The 16,260-nt window shown below is 61.4% G+C and carries 16 protein-coding genes and 1 pseudogene; 7 read left to right on the top strand and 10 right to left on the bottom strand.

Going from position 1 to position 16,260, the window contains the following annotated elements; translation table 11 throughout:
- Positions 1-48 precede the first annotated feature (48 nt).
- Positions 49-465, top strand: a complete 417-nt coding sequence (locus AC6JBC_RS08245) for a VOC family protein (protein WP_498023779.1) — start codon at positions 49-51, stop codon at positions 463-465.
- A 52-nt stretch (positions 466-517) separates the two neighbouring features.
- Here the strand turns inward: AC6JBC_RS08245 and leuA are convergent, their stop codons facing one another.
- Complete coding sequence (gene leuA, locus AC6JBC_RS08240) at positions 518-2,188, bottom strand: 2-isopropylmalate synthase (protein WP_498023778.1); 1,671 nt, start codon at positions 2,186-2,188, stop codon at positions 518-520.
- Positions 2,189-2,489: 301 nt separating this feature from the next.
- Here leuA and AC6JBC_RS08235 point away from each other — a divergent pair, with 301 nt between their 5' ends.
- Positions 2,490-3,056: a DUF1993 domain-containing protein gene (locus AC6JBC_RS08235; RefSeq protein ID WP_498023777.1), complete on the top strand. Its 567-nt coding sequence runs from the start codon at positions 2,490-2,492 to the stop codon at positions 3,054-3,056.
- Positions 3,057-3,157: 101 nt separating this feature from the next.
- Here AC6JBC_RS08235 and AC6JBC_RS08230 read toward each other — a convergent pair whose 3' ends face one another.
- The 6 genes from AC6JBC_RS08230 to miaA all read right to left on the bottom strand — a co-directional run bounded on the left by AC6JBC_RS08230 (position 3,158) and on the right by miaA (position 8,873).
- The gene (locus tag AC6JBC_RS08230; RefSeq protein WP_498023776.1) at positions 3,158-3,781 is read right to left on the bottom strand and encodes a YceI family protein; all 624 of its coding nucleotides are present in this window, start codon (positions 3,779-3,781) and stop codon (positions 3,158-3,160) included.
- A gap of 197 nt (positions 3,782-3,978) precedes the next feature.
- A complete protein-coding gene (ilvC, locus tag AC6JBC_RS08225) occupies positions 3,979-4,998 on the bottom strand; it encodes a ketol-acid reductoisomerase (protein ID WP_066523990.1) in 1,020 nt (339 codons plus the stop codon).
- 204 nt (positions 4,999-5,202) lie between these two features.
- Positions 5,203-5,718 carry an acetolactate synthase small subunit gene (gene ilvN, locus AC6JBC_RS08220; protein WP_464779639.1) on the bottom strand — a complete coding sequence of 172 codons (516 nt, stop codon included), beginning with the start codon at positions 5,716-5,718 and terminating at the stop codon, positions 5,203-5,205.
- On the bottom strand, positions 5,718-6,068 hold the full coding sequence (locus tag AC6JBC_RS08215) for an LSm family protein (protein WP_464779638.1): 351 nt from the start codon (positions 6,066-6,068) through the stop codon (positions 5,718-5,720). Before AC6JBC_RS08215 ends, ilvN begins: the two co-directional genes overlap by 1 nt.
- Positions 6,069-6,078: 10 nt before the next feature.
- The gene (locus tag AC6JBC_RS08210; RefSeq protein WP_498023775.1) at positions 6,079-7,827 is read right to left on the bottom strand and encodes an acetolactate synthase 3 large subunit; all 1,749 of its coding nucleotides are present in this window, start codon (positions 7,825-7,827) and stop codon (positions 6,079-6,081) included.
- 101 nt (positions 7,828-7,928) lie between these two features.
- A complete protein-coding gene (miaA, locus tag AC6JBC_RS08205) occupies positions 7,929-8,873 on the bottom strand; it encodes a tRNA (adenosine(37)-N6)-dimethylallyltransferase MiaA (RefSeq protein ID WP_498023774.1) in 945 nt (314 codons plus the stop codon).
- On the opposite strand from miaA, the gene serB reads away from it, so the two are divergent.
- Entirely contained in the window at positions 8,872-9,750 is an 879-nt protein-coding gene (serB, locus tag AC6JBC_RS08200) for a phosphoserine phosphatase SerB (RefSeq protein ID WP_498023773.1), read from the top strand. The genes miaA and serB overlap by 2 nt on opposite strands.
- 35 nt (positions 9,751-9,785) lie before the next feature.
- On the opposite strand, the gene AC6JBC_RS08195 is transcribed toward serB, so the two are convergent.
- Positions 9,786-10,547, bottom strand: a complete 762-nt coding sequence (locus AC6JBC_RS08195) for a MauE/DoxX family redox-associated membrane protein (RefSeq protein ID WP_498023772.1) — start codon at positions 10,545-10,547, stop codon at positions 9,786-9,788.
- Positions 10,548-10,618: 71 nt separating this feature from the next.
- Between AC6JBC_RS08195 and AC6JBC_RS08190 the strand changes: the two are divergent.
- Positions 10,619-11,012 (top strand): annotated as a pseudogene (locus AC6JBC_RS08190) (MerR family DNA-binding protein).
- A gap of 19 nt (positions 11,013-11,031) precedes the next feature.
- Here the strand turns inward: AC6JBC_RS08190 and ruvX are convergent.
- Both ruvX and AC6JBC_RS08180 read right to left on the bottom strand, forming a co-directional pair.
- Positions 11,032-11,505 carry a Holliday junction resolvase RuvX gene (gene ruvX / locus AC6JBC_RS08185; protein WP_464788859.1) on the bottom strand — a complete coding sequence of 158 codons (474 nt, stop codon included), beginning with the start codon at positions 11,503-11,505 and terminating at the stop codon, positions 11,032-11,034.
- Positions 11,502-12,620, bottom strand: a complete 1,119-nt coding sequence (locus AC6JBC_RS08180) for a DUF3089 domain-containing protein (protein ID WP_498023771.1) — start codon at positions 12,618-12,620, stop codon at positions 11,502-11,504. Before AC6JBC_RS08180 ends, ruvX begins: the two co-directional genes overlap by 4 nt.
- A gap of 126 nt (positions 12,621-12,746) precedes the next feature.
- On the opposite strand from AC6JBC_RS08180, the gene gatC reads away from it, so the two are divergent.
- From gatC to gatB, 3 genes are all read left to right on the top strand, one after another.
- Positions 12,747-13,034 (top strand): Asp-tRNA(Asn)/Glu-tRNA(Gln) amidotransferase subunit GatC, encoded by a 288-nt coding sequence (gatC, locus tag AC6JBC_RS08175; protein ID WP_196226230.1) that lies wholly within the window; start codon positions 12,747-12,749, stop codon positions 13,032-13,034.
- Positions 13,035-13,132: 98 nt separating this feature from the next.
- Entirely contained in the window at positions 13,133-14,617 is a 1,485-nt protein-coding gene (gene gatA / locus AC6JBC_RS08170) for an Asp-tRNA(Asn)/Glu-tRNA(Gln) amidotransferase subunit GatA (RefSeq protein WP_498023770.1), read from the top strand.
- 94 nt (positions 14,618-14,711) lie between these two features.
- A complete protein-coding gene (gene gatB / locus AC6JBC_RS08165) occupies positions 14,712-16,214 on the top strand; it encodes an Asp-tRNA(Asn)/Glu-tRNA(Gln) amidotransferase subunit GatB (RefSeq protein WP_498023769.1) in 1,503 nt (500 codons plus the stop codon).
- Positions 16,215-16,260 lie beyond the last annotated feature (46 nt).

Raw genomic sequence — 16,260 nt, 5'->3', positions numbered from 1 at the left:
GTTGGTGGCTGGCGTTTAGGTCAATTGGCGGCAAAAGGAGAGCGCAAAATGATCGACCATATCGGCATCGCCGTAAGTGACGCGGGACGGTCGCGCGACTTTTACGACGAACTGCTTGGCGCGATTGGGCTGCGGCGTTTGGTGACCATCCCGGCGGCGGACAATGAGCACGGTGGTGAGACGCACGGCTATGGCCGGGACGACGACGCCTTCTTCTGGATCGGCGACAATGAAAGGGTGGGTGAGGGCACTCACGTCGCCTTTCGCGTCGAAAACCGGGCGCAGGTTCACGCCTTCCACGCGGCGGGCCTGCACGCTGGTGGGCGCGACCATGGCGCGCCGGGCCTTAGGCCGCATTACGGGCCAAGCTATTATGCCGCCTTCATTCTGGACCCGGATGGCATCAACGTGGAAGCCGTTTGTCATGCAGAGGTCGATTTGAGCGCGGCAGAGAATATCTCTTAAACCTGCTGCAGGCAGCGCTCGCGGCAGTGAGCCGCTGCCTGCATTCTATCGATCAGCCCGCTGCAACACTGTTCGCGGCGGACAACACGGCCTGCACTGAGGCGGTCGCGATGTCCGTATCGGTGCCGATGCCGAAGACCGTGCGGCCGTCGGGCGTGCGGCATTCGACATAGGCGGCAGCGGCGACGTCGGTCCCAGCCCCGATCGCATGTTCGCTATAGTCCGCAACTTCGAGATCGACGCCCAGATCGTCGCGCAGCGCGGCCAGAACCGAGGAGATGAGGCCGTTGCCGCGCCCGGAGATGGACCGTTCGCCGCCCTTATGCGCGATCTTGCCGGTGAAGATGCGGTCCCCCGCATGGCCAGTCTCGTTGTAATCGATCAGCGTGTAGGGCTGATCGCCGGAGAGGCGGTAATGATCCTCGAACGCGGTCCAGATATCGGCGGCGTTCAGTTCGCGGCTCGTCTGGTCGGCCAGCGCCTGGACGACGCGGGAGAAGTCGGCCTGCATGCGCTTGGGCAGCTTGAGGCCCTTGTCCTGCTGCAACACCCATGCAACGCCACCCTTGCCGGATTGGCTGTTCACACGGATAACTGCCTCATAGTCGCGGCCCAGATCCTTGGGATCGATCGGCAGATAGGGCACGTCCCAAATCTGGTCATTGCGGGTTTCCTGAACGGCGAAACCCTTCTTGATTGCGTCTTGATGCGATCCGGAAAAGGCAGTGAACACCAGTTCGCCCGCATAGGGATGACGCGGATGCACCGGCAATTGGTTGCAATATTCAACGGTCTGGATGACCTCGTCGATGTCGGAAAAATCCAGCCCCGGATTGACACCCTGCGTGTACATGTTGAGCGCGACGGTCACCAGATCGCAATTGCCGGTACGCTCGCCATTGCCGAACAGACAGCCTTCGACACGATCCGCGCCCGCCATCAGGCCCAGCTCCGCCGCGGCGACGCCAGTGCCGCGGTCATTATGCGTGTGCAGAGAGATGACGACGCTGTCGCGCTTGGAAATGTTGCGGCACATCCATTCGATCTGGTCGGCATAGATGTTGGGCGTCGCAGCCTCTACCGTGGCGGGCAGGTTCAGGATCAGAGGGCGTTCCGCCGTGGGCTGGAGAATTTCCATCACGGCTTCACAGCATTCCAGGTTGAAATCCAGCTCGGCGGTGGAGAAGGTTTCCGGCGAATATTCGAAATGCCAGTCGGTATCCGGCTGAGCCGCCGCATTGTCGCGCAGCAGCTTGGCCGCGTTGATCGCGATTTCCTTGATCTGCGGGCGGTCCATCTGGAACACGATGTTGCGCCATGCGGGCGACACGGCGTTATAGACATGGACGATCGCCTGCTTCGCGCCACGCAGGCTTTCGAAGGTGATGGCGATCAGGTCATCGCGGGCTTGGGTCAGTACCTGCGGGAATACATCGTCGGGGATCGCGCCGTCGCGGACCAGGCCGGAGATGAAGTCGAACTCGGTCGCGCCCGCGCTGGGGAAGCCGACCTCAATCTCCTTGACGCCGACCCGGACCAGCAGGTCGAAGAAGCGGCGCTTCTTTTCCGCGTTCATCGGGTCGATCAGCGACTGATTGCCGTCGCGCATGTCGGTCGAGAGCCAGCGCGGCGGCGATGTGATGACGGCGCTCGGCCACTGGCGGTTGGGCAGGTCCACTTGCGGGAAGGGACGGTATTTCTGCGAAGGGTCGGTCAGCATCATGGGAAGCTACTTCTTTGCAAACGGGCGGCCCCTATTTGAAACGAAGGCGCGGCCTGCCCGGTGGAACGACTATCTGCTTGGGTATGCCCTTAGGCGGATTGCTGCGTCATTCAAGCGAAGAGCAGCAGAAATGCCACGCCTAAGGGCGTGTAAGTCGTAGCAGGGGAAGAAGCGCGCGCTGCATGATGTATCTGCCTTAACCGTTTTCGTGGCTCCGCGTCCAGCTTTTGTTGTGGAAGGCATTTGGAAGAAGGTTCATTTACCTCATCATCACAATGATCCATCCCATCGCGAGGCCCTTATGTCCCTGACCAACCTCCTTTTACCGACCTACAGCCAGATGCTGAAAACCCTCTCTGGCTGGCTCGACAAGGCTGAAGGACAAATGGGTGGCGATGCGGCCAACGCGCTTCTGTCTGCGCGGCTGGCTCCCGACATGTTTCCGCTGTCCACCCAGATCCGGTTCGCTTGTGCGCAGGCTTGGGAAGGCGTGTTTCGGCTAAAGGGAGAGGAGTTCCCCATATCGATCCAGTCTCTTCTGGATGAGGGCCGGAACGCGGAGGAAAATCCCGGCTCGATCGCCAGCGCAAAGGCCAGAATCGATGAGACGCTTGCTCTGCTGGACGATCTTGCTCCGGATGCGCTTGATGCCGACCCGCAAAGCCCGATCGAACACGCATTGCCGATGGGTATCATTTTCGATCTCACGGCTGAGCAATATGCTCGCGACTGGACGTTGCCCCAATTCTACTTCCACGTCATGACCGCCTACGCAATCTTGCGCAACCAGGGGGTGGAGTTGGGCAAGGCGGATTATATCGCGCACATGTTTCCATATTTGCGTCCGGGCACAATGCCGACCGGCTAAGGCCCATGGCCACGCCGGGCGGCTACGCCGGTCCCAGGTCGGATACGATCTATTCCGGGAACGGCCCGGGTGATGACGGCTCATCACCCGGGCCTGTCAGGTTATTTCTGAAAAGCGGCGACGATCTTCAGTTCCACATTATCGCCGACCATTGGGACGCCGTAACCCATATTGAAGTCGCTCCGCTTGACCGTCGTCGTCGCCACGAACCCGACATTTTCCTTGCCGCCTGCCATGGCCGGAGCCTTGCCCGCGCCGTAGAAATCAGCATCGAGCGTCACCGGCTTGGTGACACCCTTGATCGTAAGATTTCCGGTGATCTCTGCGCTGGTGGCACCATCGGGCTTCACGCTTGTGGAGACGAATGTCGCCTTTGGAAATCTGGCGCTGTCGAAAAAGTCCGACTTCATCAGATGTTCGTCAAGCGCAGGAATGCCGGTGCGAACATTGGCGATGGGGACTTCGATCGATACCTTCGCAGCGGCCACATTTTTGGGGTCCAGAGTCAGTGTGCCGACCGGGCCGGAAATGATGCCGAAATTGTTGGAGAAGCCCATATGGTCATAGGCGAATGCGACCTGGGTGTGACCCGGATCAACCTGATAGGTGCCGCCGGTCACGCGGGACGGGTCCTTTGCTCCGGGCGCGGCGGGCATCTGCTGGGCGATGACGGCGCCGCCGGTCAGGGCGGCAAGGGCAGCGGCGGAAATCAGGAATTTGCGCATGGATGGGTTCTCCAGAAGCAGTCAAGGGACGCGCTACCATAGCGGCGTCCCTTGATTGTTCCAGAGGTGTAACCGGAAACGGAGAGTTACCGGATTGAAATTCTGGGGTGACGGGAACAGGCGGAAATGGGAAGCGATTGCTTATCGCAATCGCACCACCCCAACCCCTCCCTTAAAAGGGAGGGGCTAATTTTGGCTTAGTTCTTTTCCTTGTCCACCAGCTTGTTCGCGCCGATCCAGGGCATCATGGCGCGCAGCTTGGCGCCGGTTTCCTCGATCGGGTGACGCTGGGCGGCGAGGCGGCTGGCCTTGAGCTCGGGCTGGCCGGCGCGGTTGTCGAGTACGAAGTCCTTCACGAAGCGGCCCGACTGGATGTCGGCCAGAACGCGCTTCATTTCCTTCTTCGTTTCTTCGGTGATGATGCGCGGGCCGGTCTTGATGTCGCCATATTCGGCGGTGTTCGAGATCGAATAGCGCATGTTGGCGATGCCGCCTTCATACATCAGGTCGACGATCAGCTTCAGTTCGTGGAGGCACTCGAAATAGGCCATTTCGGGCGCGTAGCCAGCTTCCACCAGCGTTTCGAAGCCCGCCTGGACGAGCGCGGTCGCTCCACCGCACAGCACGGCCTGCTCACCGAACAGGTCGGTTTCGCATTCCTCGCGGAAGTTGGTTTCGATGATGCCCGAGCGGCCGCCGCCGACGCCCGAAGCATAGGACAGAGCGATGTCATGGGCGTTACCGGTCGCGTCCTGCGCGATGGCGATCAGGCAGGGCACGCCGCCGCCGCGCTGATATTCGCTGCGGACGGTGTGGCCGGGACCCTTCGGCGCGATCATGATCACGTCCACGTCCTTGCGCGGTTCGATCAGGCCGAAATGCACGTTGAGGCCATGGGCAAAGGCCAGCGCCGCGCCGGGCTTCAGGTTCGCGTGAATGTCGTCAGCATAGATGGCGGCCTGATGCTCGTCGGGGGCGAGGATCATGAGGACGTCGGCCCATGCGGCGGCTTCGGCATTCGGCAGCACCTTGAAACCTGCGCCTTCCGCCTTCTTGGCGCTGGCCGAGCCGGGGCGGAGCGCAATGGCGACTTCGGCAACGCCGCTGTCGCGCAGGTTCTGGGCGTGGGCGTGGCCCTGCGAGCCGTAGCCCAGAATGGCGACCTTCTTGCCCTTGATGAGGCCGATGTCGGCGTCGCGATCGTAATAAACCTTCATGTCCGTTCTTCCTTCAGACCGTGCCTTTTCCTCGCCCCTTCAGGGGAGAGGATACGAAATCTCGGTTCGGCGGAAGCCGGACCTAGATGAAGTTGGAGAGGGGCTTTTCGCCACAGTGAGGGTGCTGCCCCTCTCCAGCTGCGACTAGGCGGCAAAGCCGCCAAGTCTCGCTTCCTCTCCCCTGACGGAGAGAGGATATTCAGTTCAGTTCGGCTCCTTGCCGCGGATCAGGCCGACGACCCCGGTGCGGCCTACTTCGACCAGCCCTATCTGGCGCATCAGGCCGACGAAATTGTCGATCTTGTCTGTCGTGCCGGTGATCTCGAAGATGAAGCTTTCGATCGTCGTATCCACCACCTTGGCGCGGAACACGTCGGCAAGGCGTAGCGCCTCGATCCGATCCTCACCAGTGCCCGAAACCTTGACCAGCGCCAGTTCGCGCTCGACGAAGGGGCCGTTGGCGGTCAGATCCGTCACCTTGTGAACGGGCACCAACCGATCGAGCTGGGCGATGATCTGGTCGATCACCTTGGGCGGGCCGTTGGTGACGATGGTGATGCGGCTGATCGCATGATCATGCGTGATGTCCGCCACCGTCAAGCTGTCGATATTATATCCGCGCGCAGTGAAAAGCCCCGCGATGCGAGCAAGGATACCCGCCTCGTTGGTGACCGTCAGCGACAGGACGTGCCGCTCGCTATATTCTTCCTGAATGTGCATCAGATGTTCGTTCCGTTGTCCGGTTCTTTTTCGCGCTCATGGCGCTCGGAGATCATGCCCGTAAAGGCGTAGTGCCAGCTGCCATCGTCGCGATGAGCAATGCGAACGGGAAACCCAGCGATCGCATCGAACATGCGGCTCAGATGTTCGCCCACATAACGCGGGCTGATCAGCAGGCGGCCTATCCGGCGTTCGTGAAAATCGAAGCCCTCATCCAGGTGAACTTCCCAATCTTCATTCTCCGGATCGCTATGATCCACTGTCCAGCCTTTCAGCTCGGCCGTGCCGCTCATCCGTTCGAAGTCAAAGGGTTCGCTCACATGGATGCGGAGCTTCAGATGCCCAGTCACGCCATAACCCTCACACCAAAGCCTTTGCCTCGTCCGACATGATGCCAGCGATCTGGTTGGGATCGAGCAGCATGTCGGTATGCGCCGCGCCCGACGGGATCATCGGGAAGCAGTTGGAAAGCTTCGCCACGCGGCAGTCCACGATGACAGGGCCGGGCGTGTCGATCATCTGACGAATGCCCGCCGCCAGTTCCTGCGGCCCTTCGATGCGGATGCCGGTCCAGCCATAAGCTTCGGCCAGCTTCACGAAATCGGGCAGGCTGTCCGAATAGCTGTTGGAATAACGGCTTTCATAGGTCAGTTCCTGCCACTGGCGGACCATGCCCATATATTCGTTATTGAGGATCAGCACCTTCACCGGCAGCCGGTATTGGCTGGCGGTTCCCATCTCCTGAATGTTCATCTGGATAGACGCGTCACCCGCGACGCAGACGACCAGGCTGTCGGGATTGCCGACCTGCGCGCCGATCGCGGCAGGGAAGCCATAGCCCATGGTGCCGAGACCGCCTGAAGTCAGCCACTTGTTCGGCTCTTCAAAGCCGAAATGCTGCGCAGCCCACATCTGGTGCTGCCCCACTTCGGTCGTGATGATGACGTCATCGGCCGACTTGGAAGCCCGATAGAGCTCCGCGATTGCCTCCTGCGGCATGATCTCTTCGCGGCTCTCCGGATAGGCAAGGCAGTTACGAGCGCGCCAACCTTCGATCCTGGCCCACCATTCGCTGAGGTCCGCAGCCTTGTGCCCCTGCGTTTTCCACACCGCGATCATGTCAGTCAGTGCGTTGCCCACGTCAGCAATGACCGGAAGATCGATCTCCACCGTCTTGTTGATCGAGCTGCGGTCGATGTCGATGTGGATTTTCTTGCTGTTCGGCGCAAAGGCATCGAGACGGCCGGTGACGCGATCGTCAAATCGCGCACCGATGCAGACGATCAGGTCCGCCTTGTTCATCGCCCAATTGGCTTCATACGTGCCATGCATGCCCAGCATGCCTAGCCATTGCGGCGAAGATGCAGGGAAGGCGCCCAGACCCATCAAGGTCGAGGTGACAGGCGCACCAGTCAACTCCGCCAGCTCACGCAGCAGGATCGACGCCTTGGGACCCGAATTGATGACTCCGCCGCCAGTGTAGAAGACCGGTCGCTCTGCCTTGGCCAGCATTTCGACGGCCTGAGCGATTGCAGACGCATCCGCCTTCGTTTGCGGCTTATAACTGGCATGCTCAAAGCCAAGCGGACGGGCATAGGGCGCGGTGGCGACCTGCACGTCCTTGGGAATATCGACGACGACCGGACCGGGGCGGCCGGTGGTGGCGATATGAAAGGCTTCGTGGATGACGCTCGCCAACTTGGCGGGCTTCTTCACCAGATAATTATGCTTTGAACAATGGCGCGTGATGCCGACCGTGTCAGCTTCCTGGAAGGCGTCAGTGCCGATCAGTGGCGTGCCGACCTGCCCGGTGATGACGACCATCGGGATGGAATCCATCAGCGCATCGGTAATGCCGGTGACCGCATTGGTCGCGCCGGGGCCGGACGTGACGAGAACGACGCCGGGCTTGCCGGTCGATCGGGCATAGCCTTCCGCCATATGGGTCGCGCCCTGTTCGTGGCGGACAAGGACGTGGCGGATCTTCGGATGATCGAAAAGTGCGTCATAAATGGGCAGCACCGCGCCGCCCGGATAACCGAACACGACTTCAACCCCGAGGTCGATCAGGCACTCAACCAAAATGTCCGCGCCGCTCTTTTCGGCCACGATGAAATCCTTCCACTGGATGCAGGTTGCGCCCTCTGCTCCAGATAAGGAGCGAAGGCAAGGTGGGTGCCTCTATTAGACATAAAATGGCCAGTCAATAGCTATTGACGTAATTTAATTACGATTTCAGACGCTAAATTGTCATGAAAGTGGTGCGTTTCCTTGGGCCAGCTGGCCGGTGGCTGGCGCGAAAACCATGTATATTGGCGTTTGGCATATTGCCGGGTCGCAATCCGGCCGCGATCCATCATCGTCTCCCGGTCAATATCACCGGCAAGCCAGCCCGCAATTTCAGGCACGCCGATCGCGCGCATGACGGGAAGATCCGGCGAGAGATTGCGCGCTAGCAGGACCTCTACTTCGGTCACGGCGCCAGCCTCGACCATCTGCTCGAAGCGTTGGTCGCAACGTGCGATCAACCAATCGCGCGGGGGCAGCAGGATAAGCGGTGAAAGGCGGATATGTTCGCTGATGCCTCCCACCTTTTGCCGTTGCCAATAGGCGAGCGGCTGGCTTGTCGAACGCACCACTTCCAATGCACGGGCTACCCTTGTGCTATCGGCAGGCGCCAGCCGCGCGGCAGCTGCCGGGTCCTCGCTCAACAAAGCGGCATGGGCGTCCGCGACGGGCATGGCACGGACAGCGGAACGGATCGCGGGATCGATGTCAGGCACCGGAGCGATTCCATCAAGCAGTGTGCGCAGGTAAAGCCCCGTGCCACCGACCAGAATGGGCAAGCGTCCTTCCTCATGCGCCTGGCCGATCTCCTCGCGCGCTTCTGCCGCCCAGCGCGCAGCCGTACAGGCTTCCGCCCCGTCGATATGGCCGAAAAGGCGGTGCGGGATGTCACCCATCTCCTCACGGCTCGGGCGCGCGGAAAGGATCTGGAGATCGGCATATACCTGGCTGGCGTCTGCATTGATGACCGTTCCGTTGGCCGCTTGAGCCAGCCGGAGTGCCAGCGCACTCTTGCCGCTGGCGGTAGGCCCGGCAATAAGCGCGACGCGGGGGCGGGATTCGCCCATAGATGTTTCAGGAGTGTCCATGTTCGTCGCAACCTTAGTGGCAAGTGCGGCCTTGAGTCAGCGGGATATTGAAGATGCCGTGGCTCGGCTGGCGACGGCGGGCTGCGCGCCGGTGGATAGCAAGTGGCTGGATGAGGGCAAGGCTGCCGATATTTTCTTCGGGGGTGATCCCTTGTTGGCACGCGCGGCGCTAACCGGGATCGGCGACAGGATCGATGTCATCGTTCAGCTTGCCGAGGGTCGCGAGAAGAAGCTGCTGATAGCCGACATGGACTCCACGATGATCACGGTCGAGTGCATCGACGAACTCGCCGATTATGCGGGCATCAAGCCGCAGATCGCCGACATCACCGAACGCGCTATGCGTGGTGAGCTCGACTTTGCAGGCGCGCTGCATGAGCGCGTCGCTTTGCTCAAGGGCCTCGCCGATGAAGCCATTGACCGGTGCCGGACAGAGCGCGTGAAGATCATGCCGGGCGCGGGAGCACTTGTCCGTACAATGAAGGCGAGGGGAGCCGAAACCCTCCTCGTGTCCGGCGGCTTCACCCGCTTCACCGGACCTGTGGCGGAGGAAATCGGGTTTGATCGTGCGGTGGCGAATGTTCTGGAGATTGCTGACGGAGCGCTGGTGGGCACGGTAACATTGCCGATCGTCGACGCCTCCCGCAAGCGTGCGGAACTGGAAGCCGCGATCGAAGCAGGCATTGATCGGGCATTGACGCTGGCAGTGGGTGACGGCGCCAACGACATACCTATGATTCAGGGCGCGGGGCTTGGCGTTGCCTATCATGCCAAGCCCAAGACGCGGGAGGCAGCCGCTGCGGAGATCGTACATGGCGACCTCTCGGTACTTCTGTATGCGCAGGGCATCTCTTCGTCAGAATGGGTCCAGGCGTAGTCGCTTTCCGACAGCGATCGTAATGGCATCTGCGGTCAGATACGAACAAGCATCCACAACGCCATCGCAACCATCATGATGTTTTCCGTCAGGGAGACGAACCCCAACGGCACGTTACTGCCGCCGCCGACGCACGCGCATTTCAGTTCCCGCTTGTCGATATAGACAGCCTTGAACACGGAAATCCCACCAATGCCGCCGATGAACAGCGCCACAGGGATGGAAAGCCAAGGCAGAAGGCCGGTCAACATCAGCACACCCGCGCCAAGTTCCAGGAATGGATACGCCTTTCCATAAGGCACATACCGGCGGGCAAGCAGGTCGTAGTTCAGGAACATGGTGGCGAACCGGTCCACATCCTGCAGCTTCAGCATGGCGAGCAGCATCATGGTGACAGCGATGAAACTTTCGACGGTCATGACACTTATCAGCGGCATCGCGGTCAGCCAACTGATCGCAAATGCCAACAGCGCGCCCACCCCAAAGACAGCGAGGACCGGGATATAGCTGGTGGCTGACGGATCAGCGACTGTCAGGCCGAAGAAGCGGCGCAGATCGTCATGGCCGCCGATCCGTTGGCCATCGATGAAGATTTGCGGCGTCGTCTTGACGTCGTGCGCCTGTTTGAACGCGTCGGTTTCCTCGCGGCTCGTGAGCCAGTGGTCCTCCACGGCGTAACCCCTGTGCCGCAATAACCAGCGCGCCTTTAGACCATAGGGGCAGACATGGTCGGGCATCACCATCCGATAGAGGACAGCCTTTCGTGGCCGGGCGGTTGCTGCTGTTGCGCTCGTCATGTCATCGCTTTCTCTTGGACAATATCGCTCTGCGCCCCATATGGGTTCCGTACCATGGTCCGGAGTCAAGCATGGCGATGACGATTTCTGGTCTGGCGCGCGCGGGTGGCGTGGGCGTCCGTTCGCTTCTATCAGCGGCGCGGATTACTGGAGACGCCGGATCGAGGCAGCAGCGGGCTGACGCGGGGCGTCCGTCATTATGATGATCAGGATGTTCGACGTTTGAAGTTCGTCCGCTCGGCGCAGGCGGCGGGGTTCACACTGGACCAGATAGGCGAGCTTTTACGGCTGGACGCCGGACAGGACAGGGCGCGTGCCAGGGAACTGGCGGCGGGGCAACTGGCTGCGCTGGACATGAAGATCGCCGAACTCCAGGCGGCACGCGATTCGCTAAGGCGGCTCGCCAGTGCATGTCACGCATCCGATGAGGGGCCTTGTCCCATCATCTCGGCTTTCGAGGGATAGCTGCTCCTTCGAACGGCGATCAAAACCCGGCCATCAACCCGTCAATCGCCCCTTGCAGAATGTAGCTCGCGGCCAGCTTGTCGACCAGTTCGCCCCGGCGTGCGCGGCTGGCATCTGCCTCCAGCAAGGTGCGCGTCACCGCCTGCGTGGACCAGCGTTCGTCCCACAACAGGATCGGCAGGCCAAGATCCGCGATATTGCGAGCGAAGGCACGGCTTGCCTGACTGCGTGGACTCTCGCTGCCATCGAGATTGAGCGGTAGGCCGATGACGACACCCTTCACCTGCTGCTGCTCCATGAAAGCGGCGAGCGCGATCTTGTCCTTGCTGAACTTCCCGCGCGATACGGTGTGCGCCGGGCTCGCGATGGACCAGCCGGCGTCGCACAAAGCCAGCCCGATTGTTTTCGTACCAACATCCATGCCGAGCAGGCGGCCACCATAGGGCAGCGCCTCACGGAAGGCCGCGCGGTCGGTGGTAAGCAGCGTGCTCATCTCTTCACGAAACTCGCCAGCCGCTGGTGCGCATCTTCCCGAACGTCACCCCAGAACAGGCTATAGTCATAGACGTGATAATTATTGCCCGGCAACGTGAACGGCCCCATGTCCACCGGCTCCCCGATCATCAATATGCCGCTGCTATCACACCGGGCTGGAACTACGCCCTTCAGCAGGCGCGGCGCTTTGTCTTCATCCCGGCTGTCGATCGTACCCAGATTGGCGCTTGCCGGAGCGGCCCCGTTGAAGGTGCCGGAGATCGGATTGGTACAGAGCATGTGCGTGCCCTTGCGAGGGCGACCCGTAAATCCTGACTTGCGCTCAAAGCTTTCCACCATCGGAGCCGGATCAGCAGGCTCGGCATAGCTTTGCCAGCTGACAATGCACCGCGCCTGATCGCGCCGGGCGCAGGCGGGCAGGCCGAGGGCAGGCAGATCCGCCTCCACGGAGACCGGCCAGCCAACGGCATAAACGGCGACGACGCGGGAAGCGACAGGCGTCCCCGCAACCTGATCGCGCAGCAACTGGAGCAGGTGGCGCGACCCCTGGCTGTGCCCCGCTAGGATAAGCGGGCCGGTCGGGTTCGCCTTCAGAAACGCCGCAAAGGCCTGGCCCACATCGCGATAGGCCGCCGCCAGAGCCTGTTCGCCAGCAGGCTTGTCGGTGAGGAATGCGCCATAATTGGCCTGCCGATAGCGAGGCACCCAGACATCGCCCACCGCGTTGAAAGCGCTCGCCTGCCCCTGCACGAAACGCCGCGCAGTCGTCAGCGCGTCCTTGTCGTCCAGCCGCATGTTCCAATGCGCGCCGCCAAAAGCGGTGATGTAGGAAGTCGGATGGATGAAGAAGACAGCCGCCTTCTGGGTGACCGCTTCATCCTTCTGTCCGGCGGGTTTCCACAGAGCCGGATTGCCTTGCGCGATGTCTGGCCGGGCGATCCACATCCTGGGATCATCATAGGCGTTGGCCGGAAGCGGGGCGATCGGGGTGAAGGCTTCTCGGGGCACCATGACCGCGCGGATCAGCTGCATCCCCCAGATGCGGTAAACCAGCAATGCCGCAAGGACCAGCACGATAAGGCTGGCGACGACATAGAGGAACTTGCGGGCCAATGCTTTGCTCTCCGCCGATCGCCAGGACCCCCATGGCCTGCGTCGAACGGCGCCTGTCTGGCGCAGGCACCCCTCATGCGCAAGTGCGGACTTGAAGCGGACGTGAGCGGGTGGTAGCGGCGGCCCATGTCGATAGACCTTCAGACCGTAAAGAAGATCGCCAGCCTTTCGCGCATTTCGGTGACCGAAGCCGAAGCCGAGGCGATGGTGCCTGAACTCAACAACATCCTCGGCTGGGTGGAGCAGTTGGGCGAGGTGGATGTGACCGGCGTAGAGCCGATGACCGCCGTCATCCCCAACAAGCTGCGCCTGCGCGAGGACGCCGTGACCGACGGCAATGTTCGGGACAAGGTGCTGGCGAATGCCCCGCAGGCCGAACATGGCTTTTTCGCGGTCCCTAAAGTCATTGAATAACATCTGTTATTCCGTTCGCCCTGCGCTTGTCGAAGGGCTCTACTTCTCTTCAAGAAAGGACTGGGCTTCGAACGGCTCAGTCCGACCGGGGAAAGAGTTTGACTGATCTTACCGATCTTACAGTAGCCGAAATCCGCGACGGTTTCCGCGCGGGCGACTTCTCCGCGCGCGAAGTGGCCGAAGCGTTCAACGCTAATGTCGCTGCGGCCAAGGCACTGAACGCCTTCATCGTGGAAACGCCGGAAAAGGCGCTGGCATCCGCCGATGCCGCCGACAAGGCAAAGGCTGCGGGCGAAGCGCTCAAGCCGCTGTCGGGCGTGCCGATCGGCATGAAGGACCTGTTCTGCACCGAAGGCGTGCAGACGACCGCCGCCAGCCACATGCTGGAAGGCTTCACGCCGACCTATGAATCAACCGTCTCCAAAAAACTGTGGGACGCGGGGGCGGGGATGCTGGGCAAGCTCAACCTCGACCAGTTTGCCATGGGTTCATCCAACGAGACCAGCTATTTCGGCAACGTGATTTCGCCTTGGCGGCGCGGTGGCGGCGATAATGCCGCGCTGGCGCCGGGTGGATCGTCAGGCGGTTCCTCTGCGGCGATCTCCGCGCGGCTGTGCCCGGCGGCGACCGGCACCGACACGGGCGGTTCCATCCGTCAGCCTGCGGCCTTTACCGGCATCAGCGGTATCAAGCCGACCTATGGCCGTTGTTCGCGCTGGGGCATCGTGGCCTTCGCAAGCTCGCTCGACCAGGCCGGGCCGATGGCGCGGACGGTGCGCGACAATGCGATCCTGCTGGAAACGATGGCTGGCTTCGATCCCAAGGATTCGACCTCGCTTGATCTGGAAGTGCCGCAGTGGGAAGCCAACCTGACGAGCAGCCTCAAGGGCAAGAAGGTCGGCATTCCCAAGGAATATCGCCCCGGTGGCCTGAATGCGGAAATCTCCGCCATGTGGGATCGCGGCATAGAATGGCTGAAGGACGCAGGCGCCGAGGTCGTGGAGGTATCGCTCCCCCACACCAAATATGCGCTGCCAACCTATTATATTATCGCTCCTGCCGAGGCTTCCTCGAACCTCGCCCGCTATGACGGCGTGCGCTACGGCCAACGCGACCTTCCCGATGGAGCGGGCCTCCAGGACATGTATGCCGCCACCCGCGCCTTGGGGTTCGGGCCGGAGGTCAAGCGCCGCATCATGATCGGCACCTATGTGCTCTCGGCGGGCTTCTACGACGCATATTATACGCAAGCGCAGAAGGTGCGGGCGCTGATCGCGCGCGACTTCGAACAGGCTTTCGAGAAGTGCGACCTGCTGCTGACGCCGACAGCGCCGAGCGCCTCCTTCGCGCTGGGGGAGAAGCAGGCCGATCCGCTCGCCATGTATCTGAACGACGTCTTCACCGTGCCTGCCTCGCTGGCCGGATTGCCCGCGATGGCGGTGCCGGGCGGGCTGGATTCGCAGGGCTTGCCGCTGGGGCTCCAGATCATCGGCAAGGCGCTCGATGAGCAGACCGTGCTGAACGCAGGCTTGGCGATCGAAGAGCGCGCGGGCTTCACGGCCCGGCCGGAGAAGTGGTGGTAACAGTCCCGTCATGCCAGCGCAGGCTGGCATCTCAGGCGAGGTTGAACAACATACGAGAAAGATCCCAGCTTCCGCTGGGATGACGGTGTAGAAGATGACCGAGACAGCATACCGCATTCAGGGCGCAACCGGCGAGTGGGAGGTCGTGATCGGCCTCGAAGTCCATGCGCAGGTGACTAGCCAGGCGAAGCTCTTTTCCGGCGCGGCGACAGCATTCGGTGCCGAACCGAACACGCAGGTGTCGCTGGTTGACGCAGCCATGCCCGGCATGCTGCCCGTGCCCAACCGCGAGTGCATCCGTCAGGCGGTGCGCACCGGCATGGCGATCAATGCAAAGATCAACAAATGGTCGCGCTTCGATCGCAAGAACTACTTTTACGCTGACTTGCCGCAGGGTTATCAGATCAGCCAGCTCTACCACCCGCTGGTCGGCGAGGGCGAGATTGAGATCAATCTTGACGAGAAGAACCCAGACGCCGCGACCAAGCGGATCGGGATCGAGCGTATCCATGTCGAGCAGGATGCGGGTAAGCTGATGCACGACCAGCACCCGACGCGTTCCTATGTCGACCTCAACCGCTCGGGCGTCGCGCTGATGGAGATCGTGTCGAAGCCCGACATGCGATCACCCGCCGAAGCTGGCGCCTATTTGTCTAAGCTCCGCACGATCCTGCGCTATGTCGGCTCATGCGACGGCAATATGGATCAGGGTTCGATGCGTGCCGACGTGAACGTGTCGGTGCGTAAGCCGGGCCATGAGTTCGGCACGCGAACCGAAACGAAGAACGTCAACTCCGTCCGCTTCGTCATGGCAGTGGTGGAATATGAGGCCAGCCGTCAGGTCGATGTGCTGGAAGCAGGCGGCAAGGTCGTTCAGGAAACGCGCCTCTACGATCCGGACAAGAATGAAACGCGGTCCATGCGGTCCAAGGAAGATGCGCACGACTATCGCTACTTCCCCGATCCGGACCTTCTGCCGCTGGAACTGGAAGACGCCTTCCTGGAGGAATGCCGCCAGTCGTTGCCCGAACTGCCAGACGCCAAGCGCAGCCGTTACGAGGAGCAACTGGGTCTTTCGGCCTATAATGCCGCCACGCTGACCGCCGACGCCGACACGGCGCGCTGGTTCGAAGCTTTGCTGGCCGAAGCTGCGCGCATCCAGAAGAAGAGCGAGGGCGAGGTCGCCAAGGCTTCGGCCAACTGGCTGCTGTCCGAACTGTACGGCGCTCTCAATCGCCTCGGGAAGAGCCTTGAGGACAGTCCGGTCGGCCCCGAAGAGGGCGCGGAACTGCTCGCACTGGTCGCCGATGGCACTATCAGCGGCACCATCGCCAAGCAGGTGTTCGAGATCATGCTCGAAACCGGAGATCGCGCGCCGAAGATCGTTGAGGAAAAGGGGCTGAAGCAGACCAGCGACACGGGCGCGATCGAAGCTGCCGTGGCCAAGGTCCTTGCCGACAATGGCGACAAGGTTGAACAATATAGGGCGGGCAAGGAAGCCTTGTTCGGCTTCTTCGTCGGCCAGACGATGAAAGCCATGCAGGGCAAGGCCAATCCCCAGGTCGTCAATGACCTCGTCCGCAAGGCGCTTGCGTAAATCGAAGTCCGCTGTCTAAACCCCTGAATGGAAAGCGGAAGCGGGG

The sequence above is a fragment of the Sphingobium sp. RC1 genome (assembly GCF_059738765.1).
This window is presented reverse-complemented; position numbering and strand designations above follow the sequence as displayed.

Excerpts from the sequence above, each read along its gene's own strand:
- AC6JBC_RS08245 (WP_498023779.1), top strand. The coding sequence starts at position 49 with ATGATCGACCATATCGGCATCGCCGTAAGTGACGCGGGACGGTCGCGC.
- leuA (WP_498023778.1), bottom strand. The coding sequence starts at position 2,188 with ATGATGCTGACCGACCCTTCGCAGAAATACCGTCCCTTCCCGCAAGTG.
- AC6JBC_RS08235 (WP_498023777.1), top strand. The coding sequence starts at position 2,490 with ATGTCCCTGACCAACCTCCTTTTACCGACCTACAGCCAGATGCTGAAA.
- AC6JBC_RS08230 (WP_498023776.1), bottom strand. The coding sequence starts at position 3,781 with ATGCGCAAATTCCTGATTTCCGCCGCTGCCCTTGCCGCCCTGACCGGC.
- ilvC (WP_066523990.1), bottom strand. The coding sequence starts at position 4,998 with ATGAAGGTTTATTACGATCGCGACGCCGACATCGGCCTCATCAAGGGC.
- ilvN (WP_464779639.1), bottom strand. The coding sequence starts at position 5,718 with ATGCACATTCAGGAAGAATATAGCGAGCGGCACGTCCTGTCGCTGACG.
- serB (WP_498023773.1), top strand. The coding sequence starts at position 8,872 with ATGTTCGTCGCAACCTTAGTGGCAAGTGCGGCCTTGAGTCAGCGGGAT.
- miaA (WP_498023774.1), bottom strand. The coding sequence starts at position 8,873 with ATGGACACTCCTGAAACATCTATGGGCGAATCCCGCCCCCGCGTCGCG.
- AC6JBC_RS08195 (WP_498023772.1), bottom strand. The coding sequence starts at position 10,547 with ATGACGAGCGCAACAGCAGCAACCGCCCGGCCACGAAAGGCTGTCCTC.
- ruvX (WP_464788859.1), bottom strand. The coding sequence starts at position 11,505 with ATGAGCACGCTGCTTACCACCGACCGCGCGGCCTTCCGTGAGGCGCTG.
- gatC (WP_196226230.1), top strand. The coding sequence starts at position 12,747 with ATGTCGATAGACCTTCAGACCGTAAAGAAGATCGCCAGCCTTTCGCGC.
- gatB (WP_498023769.1), top strand. The coding sequence starts at position 14,712 with ATGACCGAGACAGCATACCGCATTCAGGGCGCAACCGGCGAGTGGGAG.